The organism is Actinomadura montaniterrae, from assembly GCF_008923365.1.
Lineage (GTDB): Bacteria > Actinomycetota > Actinomycetes > Streptosporangiales > Streptosporangiaceae > Spirillospora > Spirillospora montaniterrae.
On record NZ_WBMR01000009.1, the window covers coordinates 91,943 to 99,613 of the forward strand.

At 73.3% G+C, this 7,671-nt stretch carries 9 protein-coding genes; 7 read left to right on the top strand and 2 right to left on the bottom strand.

Annotation, left to right across the window (positions count from 1 at the left end; all coding sequences use genetic code 11):
* The first annotated feature begins 26 nt into the window (after positions 1 to 26).
* Positions 27 to 1,316: an alpha/beta fold hydrolase gene (locus F9B16_RS05675; RefSeq protein WP_192808637.1), complete on the top strand. Its 1,290-nt coding sequence runs from the start codon at positions 27 to 29 to the stop codon at positions 1,314 to 1,316.
* Between the two features lie 67 nt (positions 1,317 to 1,383).
* Here the strand turns inward: F9B16_RS05675 and F9B16_RS05680 are convergent, their stop codons facing one another.
* Positions 1,384 to 1,662, bottom strand: coding sequence for a hypothetical protein (locus F9B16_RS05680; protein WP_151538766.1), 279 nt, complete (start codon positions 1,660 to 1,662; stop codon positions 1,384 to 1,386).
* A gap of 142 nt (positions 1,663 to 1,804) precedes the next feature.
* Here F9B16_RS05680 and F9B16_RS05685 point away from each other — a divergent pair, with 142 nt between their 5' ends.
* Positions 1,805 to 2,275, top strand: coding sequence for an SgcJ/EcaC family oxidoreductase (locus F9B16_RS05685; RefSeq protein ID WP_192808638.1), 471 nt, complete (start codon positions 1,805 to 1,807; stop codon positions 2,273 to 2,275).
* Positions 2,276 to 2,363: 88 nt separating this feature from the next.
* Positions 2,364 to 3,158, top strand: a complete 795-nt coding sequence (locus F9B16_RS05690; RefSeq protein ID WP_151538768.1) for an IclR family transcriptional regulator — start codon at positions 2,364 to 2,366, stop codon at positions 3,156 to 3,158.
* 74 nt (positions 3,159 to 3,232) lie between these two features.
* Here F9B16_RS05690 and F9B16_RS05695 read toward each other — a convergent pair whose 3' ends face one another.
* Entirely contained in the window at positions 3,233 to 3,778 is a 546-nt protein-coding gene (locus F9B16_RS05695; protein ID WP_225991381.1) for a VOC family protein, read from the bottom strand.
* 86 nt (positions 3,779 to 3,864) lie between these two features.
* On the opposite strand from F9B16_RS05695, the gene F9B16_RS05700 reads away from it, so the two are divergent.
* The 4 genes from F9B16_RS05700 to F9B16_RS05715 all read left to right on the top strand — a co-directional run.
* Positions 3,865 to 4,680: a fumarylacetoacetate hydrolase family protein gene (locus tag F9B16_RS05700; protein WP_151538769.1), complete on the top strand. Its 816-nt coding sequence runs from the start codon at positions 3,865 to 3,867 to the stop codon at positions 4,678 to 4,680.
* Positions 4,681 to 4,709: 29 nt separating this feature from the next.
* Positions 4,710 to 5,690: a hypothetical protein gene (locus F9B16_RS05705; protein ID WP_151538770.1), complete on the top strand. Its 981-nt coding sequence runs from the start codon at positions 4,710 to 4,712 to the stop codon at positions 5,688 to 5,690.
* Positions 5,687 to 6,376, top strand: coding sequence for a class II aldolase/adducin family protein (locus F9B16_RS05710; protein ID WP_151538771.1), 690 nt, complete (start codon positions 5,687 to 5,689; stop codon positions 6,374 to 6,376). The genes F9B16_RS05705 and F9B16_RS05710 overlap by 4 nt, the downstream gene beginning before the upstream one ends.
* Positions 6,373 to 7,671, top strand: a 1,299-nt coding sequence (locus tag F9B16_RS05715) for an FAD-dependent monooxygenase (protein WP_151538772.1), incomplete at its 3' end; no start/stop codon positions are given. The genes F9B16_RS05710 and F9B16_RS05715, both read left to right, overlap by 4 nt.

Consider the following 7,671-nt stretch of genomic DNA (forward strand, 5'->3'; position numbering starts at 1 on the left):
ACCGCGCCGTTCCTACTGTCGCCGCCATGCCGACAACATCCGCGTTCTCCTTGCGCCGCCGCATCGCCGGCTGGACGCTCACCGCCGTCGCCGTCCTGCTCGCCGCTCCGGTCGCGATCGTCGCGTTCCTGCTCGCCGTCTCCGCCGCCGCGTCCATCCCGGTGGCGATGGCCGCCGCGCTCGGTGCCACGGCGCTCGGGTGCGCCGTGCCGGCCGGTCTCGGCGCACGCCTGGCCTTCCGCCGCCGGCGGGCGGCGACCCTGCTGGTCACCGGACTGCTGGTCGGCGCGGTGTCGCTCGCCTCCGCCCTCACCGTCTTCCGGCCGCTCGAGGTCCGTCCGGTGCCGCTGCCTCCCCAGGCGACCCGCTACTGGACGCTGTCCACCGGCTCGCGCATCGCCTACACGCTGACGCCAGGCCGGGGGCACCGCGGCGCCGCTCCGGTGGTGCGCCTGCACGGCGGCCCCGGAACCCCCGGCGCCGGGCCGGACGACCTCGACCGCGACCTCGCCGCGCGCGGCTTCGACGTCTACACCTACGACCAGCTCGGCTCCGGACGCTCCGAGCGGCTCTCCGACCCCACCGGCTACACGGTCGCCCGCCAGGTCGCCGACCTGGAGGCGATCCGCACGCGGATCCGAGCGCCGAAGCTCATCCTCGTCGGCAGCTCGTGGGGAGCGACCTTGGCCGCGTCGTACATGGCCGAGCACCCGGACAACGTCGCCAAGGCCGTCTTCACCTCCCCCGGCGCCCTGTGGGCACCCGAATGGAAGAAGTCCGGAGAGGGCGATATCTGGGACCGCCTCACGCCCCGGCAGCGCAAGCGCATGGACGACCTCGAGGCCAGCCCCCGCCTGATCGCCTGGTCCGTGCTCATGGACGTCGACCCCCGCGCCGCGCACGCGCTCGTCCCCGACAAGGAGATCGACCCGCTCTTCGACGAGCTGCTCTCCACGGTCGGATCGGCCGCGACCTGCCACCCCGAACGCGCCCTCCACGAGGCGTCCTCGCGCGCGGGCTTCTACTCCAACCAGCTGATCTCCGACGACGCCCTCAAGGTGCCCGACCCCAGGCCCGCCCTGCGCACCGTCCACGCCCCCGCGCTGGTGCTACGCGGCCAGTGCGACTACAAGCGCCCCGAGATCGCCCGCGAATACCGCGACACCATTCCCGGAGCCGCGCTCCTGCAGATCCCCGGCGCCGGGCACGTCATCGAAGCCGAACAACCGGAGCTCTACCGCACGTCCGTCACCGCCTTCCTGACCGATCGCCCGCTCCCCCGCACCAGCCCCAGCACGCTCGGCCGACAGCCCTGACGACGGCGCGGGGCCGGTGGTCAGCGGGCCGTGCGCGGACGGTCAGCGGCCACGGACAGAGTCCTGTTCATCGAGACAGGCACCCGGCCGACGGCGGCTGGCGCCTGCCGTTCCACCCGCAGGACACCATCGCCTCCGAGGCGGCGACCCATGGCGACCACTGGGCCGACTGGACCGCCACGTCCTGCCCGGCCCTGTTCGTCCTGGCCCGCAGCAGCCAGGTCATCGCGCCCGAGGAGGGCCGGGAGATCGTCGCCCGCCGCCCCGGCACCCGCCTCGCCGAACTCGACGGCGACCACTTCGCCCACACCACCGAGCCGGACGGCTTCGCCGCCGCCGTCGGCACCTTCCTGGACACCCTCGACTGACCGCCCCGCGCCGGCCACTCGTCGGAATGCCTAGGAGAACGCGGCCGCGTCACCGGTTCGTTCTGCCGGATGCCCGGGTCGGTATCGGTAGGAAATCGGCCCCGGCATCTGGAGTGGTTCATGAAGACTGTTCGTACGCACGCGGTGACGGCCGGCGGCGAGCCGAGCGTCGAGGGCGAGGAGCGCGCCGTGGCCGCCGTGTTCGAGGCGACGTCGAATGCGTGGGCGGACGGCGACGCGAGCGCCTTCACCCGGTGGTACGCGGAAGGCGCGACCGTGATCCTGCCCGGCGTCCACCTGCGGGACCGGGCCGAGGTCCGGGCCGCGATGGGGGCGGCGTTCGCCGACTCGCTGAAGGGCTCGGAGCGCATCCACACGGTGCAGAGCGTCCGGTTCCTCGGGGAGGACGTGGCGGTCGCGGTCACCAGGAGCGTCACGGTGCCGCCGGGCGAGACCGAGCCCCCGGCCGAGCGGTGGGAGCTGGCGACGTGGACGCTCTCCAAGAACGACGGCCGATGGCTGATCGAGGCGTACCACAGCTGCCCCGCCCCGGCCGAACCCGCGGAAGCACACCACCCGGACGAGGCCTGACCCCGGGCTTCGTCCGCTCGGGAGGCGGGCGCCCCGGGCCCGAGCGTTGCCGGCCGTGGGCGCCTGTCATTCATGTATGTTCTCCTGCATGGCAGGACAGCGATCGGAAAAGGTCAGCGGGTACCGGGAGCGGAACTCCACCGCCGACCGCGCGCTGGACATCTTGCTGCTGTTCGACGACTCGCGGCTCGTGGTCGGCGGCCAGGAGGTCGCCGACCACCTCGGCGTCGCGCGGTCGACCGCGTACCGGTACCTGCAGAGCCTCGCGTCCTCGGGGTTCATCGAGGAGCAGCGGCCGGCGGGGTACCGGCTCGGGCCCCGGGTGTTCGAGCTGGCGCGGCTGGCGCGCAAGGGGATCGGGCTGTCGGAGGTCGCGCGGCCGGTGATGCGGGACCTCGCCGAGCGGGTCGGCGAGGCCGTGCTGCTGACGCGCCGGACGGGCGCGACGGTGGTCTGCCTCGAACGGGAGGAGGCCGACCACCCCGTCCGGCTGTCGTACGAGCGCGGGCACGTGCTGCCCGTCAACGCGGGCGCGTCCGCGCTGGTGCTGCTGGCGTGGGCGCCGGACAAGGAGATCGACGAGGTCGTCGAGCGGAGCGGGCTGCCCCGGTTCACCGACGCGACGCTGACGGACGCGGCCGCGCTGCGGGGGCGGCTGGAACGCATCCGGGAGGCGGGGACGGCCGTGTCGCGCGGCGAGCTCGACGCCGACGTGCTGGGCGTGGCGGCCCCGATCCGCGATGCCGGCGGTGCCGTCGTCGCCGCGGTGAGCGTGGCCGCGCTGTCGTACCGGGTCCCGGACGAGCGGGTGCCGCAGGTGACCAGGGCGGTGGAGGAGGCCGCCGCGCGGATCAGCGAGCGGCTGGCGATCCTCGACTCCTAGGCACGGCGAACAGGCACGGCGAACAGGCACGGCGGACCGGCGCGGCACTGTGCGGTGCCGCGCCGCCGGCACGTCTACTGGACGGGGCGGTAGGCGGGTCCGCCGTCGTCGAGGAGGCGTTCGGCCTCGGCGTAGATCTCCTCGGGGGGCAGGCCGAAGTCGATGGTCTTGCGGAAGGGCTGGGGGACGTCCCGGTCGACGCGCAGGTAGACCTCGTTGCGGTTGCCCTCGGGGTCGAAGAAGTAGATCCCGAACGCGTTGCCGTGGGTGACCTCCTGCTGCACCTCGACGCCCTCCTCGGCGAACCTGCGGTGGAACGCGCGGATGTCGTCGAGGGTCTCGACGCGCCAGGAGATCTGGTGCTGCTGCTTGGCGCCGGGCGGGGCGGTGCGGCCGGTCTGGAGCACGAACTCGTGGTGCTCGACGCCGGGCCGGGAGCTGAGGAAGACGATGCCGATGTCGTCGTCGTGGTCGGTGACGGTCAGGCCGAGGACGCGCTCGTAGAAGTCGCGCATCAGCGGGAGGTCGTCGACCCAGAGTCCGGTGTGTCCTAGTTCGGCGATGGCCATGGACGGCTCCTTGTCCTGTTTTACAGGATGCTTCTCCTGAATGTTGAGCACGCTAGCTCATTGACCCTCGATCGTTCTAGCTCTAGCTTGTATCGAAAAGCAGGATCACTGCTTTGATAAACAGGACAGGATGTGGGATGCGGTTCGTCGCCTACCAGGACGAGGACGGGGCCGGCGCGATCGGCCGGCTCGACGGGACGCGGGTCCACCGGCTGCCCGGCGTCGACCGGATCGACCGCGCGACGCGCGATCTGGAGAACACGCCCGCGGCGGAGACGGGCGTGGAGCTGGACGGGTTGACGCTGCTCCCGGTCGTCCGGCCGGAGAAGGTCTTCTGCGTCGGCCTCAACTACCGCGCGCACGTCGAGGAGACCGGCCGCGACCTGCCGGACTATCCGGTGCTGTTCCCCAAGTTCGCGTCCAGCCTGATCGGGCACGGCGCGCCGATCACGCTGCCGCCCGAGTCGTCCCAGGTCGACTACGAGGCGGAGCTCGCCGTGGTGATCGGCAAGGGCGGCCGCCGCATCCCGCGCGACCGGGCGTTCGAGCACGTCCTCGGGTACACGATCGCCAACGACGTCACCATGCGGGACTTCCAGTACAAGACGCATCAGTGGATGCAGGGCAAGGCGTGGGACGCCTCCACGCCCCTCGGCCCCGTGCTGGTCACCGCCGACGAGCTCGACCCCGGCAAGCTCGACATCTCGCTGCGGCTGAACGGGCGGGAGATGCAGTCCTCGAACACCGAGCGGCTGATCTTCGACGTGCCGCGCCTGGTCGAGGTGACGTCGCAGTTCACGCGGCTGGAGCCGGGGGACGTCATCCTCACCGGGACGCCCGGCGGCGTCGGGTACCGCCGCGATCCGCAGGTGTTCCTCGCCGGCGGCGACGTCGTCGAGGTGACGATCGGCGGCATCGGCACGCTGCGCAACACCGTCCTCGCCGAGGCCTGAGACTCGCCGAGGCCTGAGAAGGGAAAGCCATGGGCACCGTCAGGGAGAGCTTCGAGACGTTCCCGTTCGACGCGCCGCCGCGCGTGTTCGAGCGGCGCGAGGAGCAGCTGCTGGGCGATCCGCACGCGCGGCCCGGCGCGCCCCGCATGGGGCGCGACCACCCGCCGATCGAGGTCGTCCACTTCGACGCCGAGTACGTCCAGCGGGCGTTCGCGCCGCCGCGCGGCGTCTACGAGAGCGACTTCATGCGCCTGGAGTGGCAGACGATGAACGGCCGGCAGCCGTTCTACCACCGCAACTGCGACGTGGACGAGATGTCGTTCCAGGTCGCGGGCGTGCGGTCGCTGATGACCGAGTTCGGCACCGTCGACCTGGTGCCGGGCGACTTCTCCCGCATCCCGGTCGGCGTGGCGCACGACAACTACGGGCGCGAGGACATCCACGTCCTGTTCTACGTCCCGGCTCCGGTCGTCGAGGCGGTGCCGGCGCAGCGGACGTCGGAGGTGGTGATCCCGCCGTTCGACGGCTGGGAGCCGGGCGAGGTCAACGAGATGATCACCGAGTGCCTCGCCGGTCCCGGCCACGACGTCGTGCTGGCCCCGGCCGACGAGCGGGCCCTGCTGGAGCAGGCCAAGGGCGAGACCGAGCGGGTCCAGGTGCTGCGCCCGGACGACGCGCCGGGGACGACCTGGCTCTACCGGTCGTCCCACGTCCTGATCGGGCGGACGGTCGCGGCGGCGTCCGACGGCCGCGTGTACCGCCGGATCCGCAACGCCGAGGAGATCCAGTACCAGATCAGCGGGCACCGGACCCTCGTCACGCAGCGCGGCACGGTCGCGCTCGAGCCGGGCGACTTCGTCAAGGTGCCGGTGGGGATCGCGTTCACCTCGATCCACCGCGAGCCGAGCGTCCACCTGACGGTCGCGTCGGCGCGCGCGGTCCCGCAGGTCACGGAGGCGACGAGGACGGCCGAGCGGCTGCCCGCGGCCGAGATCGAGGCGCTGCGATGACGGCGGCGCGGGAGCTGGCGGTCACCGCGAACCGGGCCCTGGCGGCGGCGGGGCAGTCGGACATGGTGTGGGGTCACGCGGCGGTCCGCGACCCGGACGGGCGCGGCATCTGGATCAAGGCGCCGGGCTGGGGCTTCGAGGAGATCGACGGCGACCGGATCCAGCTCGTGTCGTGGGACGCCGAGGTCGTCGAGGGCGACGGCGCGCCGCACAAGGAATGCCACATCCACCTGGAGATCCTCCGGCTCCGGCCGGAGCTGCACTGCACGGTCCACTCGCACGCGCGGGGGGCCGTCGCGTTCGCCGCGCTGGACACGCCGCTGCTGCCGGTCTCCCATGAGGGGGCGCTGTTCGGCGGCGCGGACGTGCCGCGCTTCACCCTGACCGGCGGGCTCGTCAGCACTCCGGACCTCGGGCGCGCCCTGGCCGGTGCGCTGGGCGACGCGCCCGCCGCGCTGATGCCCAAGCACGGCCTGGTCGCCGCCGGGACGAGCGTCCAGGCGGCCGTGATGCACGCCGTCCTGCTCGACGGGGCCTGCCGGACGCAGCTGACGGTGATGGCCGCGGGCCCGGTCAAGGTGTGGTCGGACGACGCGGAGGCGGCGGCGAAGCGCGGCGAGTGCTGGGCGGAGAGCCAGCTCGACGCGGGATTCGCCTACCTCGCGCGCAAAGACGGCCGCCCGTGACCGCGTCCACGCGACCGCCCGTGCTCATCGTCGGCGCGGGCCCGGTCGGGCTGACCACCGCGAACCTGCTGGCGGCGCGCGGCGTGCCGGTCGTCCTGGCCGAGCGGAACGCGTCCACCAGCGACGAGGCCAAGGCGATCAGCCTGGACGACGAGTCGCTGCGCACGCTCCAGGCCGCCGGGCTGGACGAGGCCGTGCTGGAGATCGTCGTGCCCGGAACGGGCACCCGGTACCACGACCGGAAGGGCCGTCCGCTGTTCCAGGCGCGCGGGCCCGAACCGTACCGCCTGGGCCATCCGTTCAAAAACCAGTTCGCGCAGCCGGAACTGGAGCGCGTGCTGCTGCAGAACCTCAAGGACCGCGACGGCGTCGACGTCCGGTTCGGCACCCGGCTGATCGGGATCGAGGACGGTCCCGGCGGCGCGACCGCCGCCCTGGAGGAGGCCTGCGGCACCCGCACCGAGATGGCGGCGAGCTGGGTGCTCGGCTGCGACGGCGGCCGCAGCACGGTCCGGGAGCTGGCGGGCATCGGGATGACCGGGACCAGCCACCGGGACGTCTGGCTGGTCGCCGACACCACCGGCGATCCCCACGACGAGCGGTACGGCATGCACCTCGGCCGCCCGGACCGGCCGACGGTGATCGTGCCGGGGCGGGACGGCCGCTGCCGGTACGAGTTCCGGCTCCGGCCCGGGGAGGGCGAGGGCGGCACCCGGCCGGACTTCGCGACCATCGAGCGGCTCGTCTCCCCCTACCGGACGATCACCCCCGAGCAGGTCGAGCGCGCGACGAACTACACCTTCAACGCCGTGGTCGCCGACCGGTGGCGCGACGGCCGCCGCTTCCTGCTCGGCGACGCCGCGCACATGATGCCGCCGTTCGCCGGGCAGGGCCTCAACTCCGGCGTCCGCGACACCGCCAACCTGGCCTGGAAGCTGGCCGAGGTGTGGCACGGCCGCGCGCATGAACGGCTGCTCGACACCTACGAGCCCGAGCGGCGCCCGCACGCCGAGGCGACCGTCGCGTTCTCCGAGCGGCTCGGGCGGGTGGTGATGACCGTGGACCCGATGCGGGGGCGCCTGCGCGACACCGCCGTGCGCGCCCTGCTGCTCGTCCCGTGGAGCCGCCGCTACCTGACCGAGATGCGGTTCCGGCCGCGCGCCGTCCACGCCGAGGGCGTCGTGGTCCGGACGGGGCACGGCGACGAGCGGCTGGTCGGGACGCAGCTCCCGCAGCCGCGCGTGCTCGTCCCGCCGGGGCTGCGCCCGCGGCGGCTCGGCGACGGCCCGGCGCTG

Coding starts and splice junctions, on each gene's coding strand:
- F9B16_RS05700 (WP_151538769.1), top strand. CDS start 3,865: ATGCGGTTCGTCGCCTACCAGGACGAGGACGGGGCCGGCGCGATCGGC.
- F9B16_RS05675 (WP_192808637.1), top strand. CDS start 27: ATGCCGACAACATCCGCGTTCTCCTTGCGCCGCCGCATCGCCGGCTGG.
- F9B16_RS05690 (WP_151538768.1), top strand. CDS start 2,364: ATGGCAGGACAGCGATCGGAAAAGGTCAGCGGGTACCGGGAGCGGAAC.
- F9B16_RS05710 (WP_151538771.1), top strand. CDS start 5,687: ATGACGGCGGCGCGGGAGCTGGCGGTCACCGCGAACCGGGCCCTGGCG.
- F9B16_RS05705 (WP_151538770.1), top strand. CDS start 4,710: ATGGGCACCGTCAGGGAGAGCTTCGAGACGTTCCCGTTCGACGCGCCG.
- F9B16_RS05685 (WP_192808638.1), top strand. CDS start 1,805: ATGAAGACTGTTCGTACGCACGCGGTGACGGCCGGCGGCGAGCCGAGC.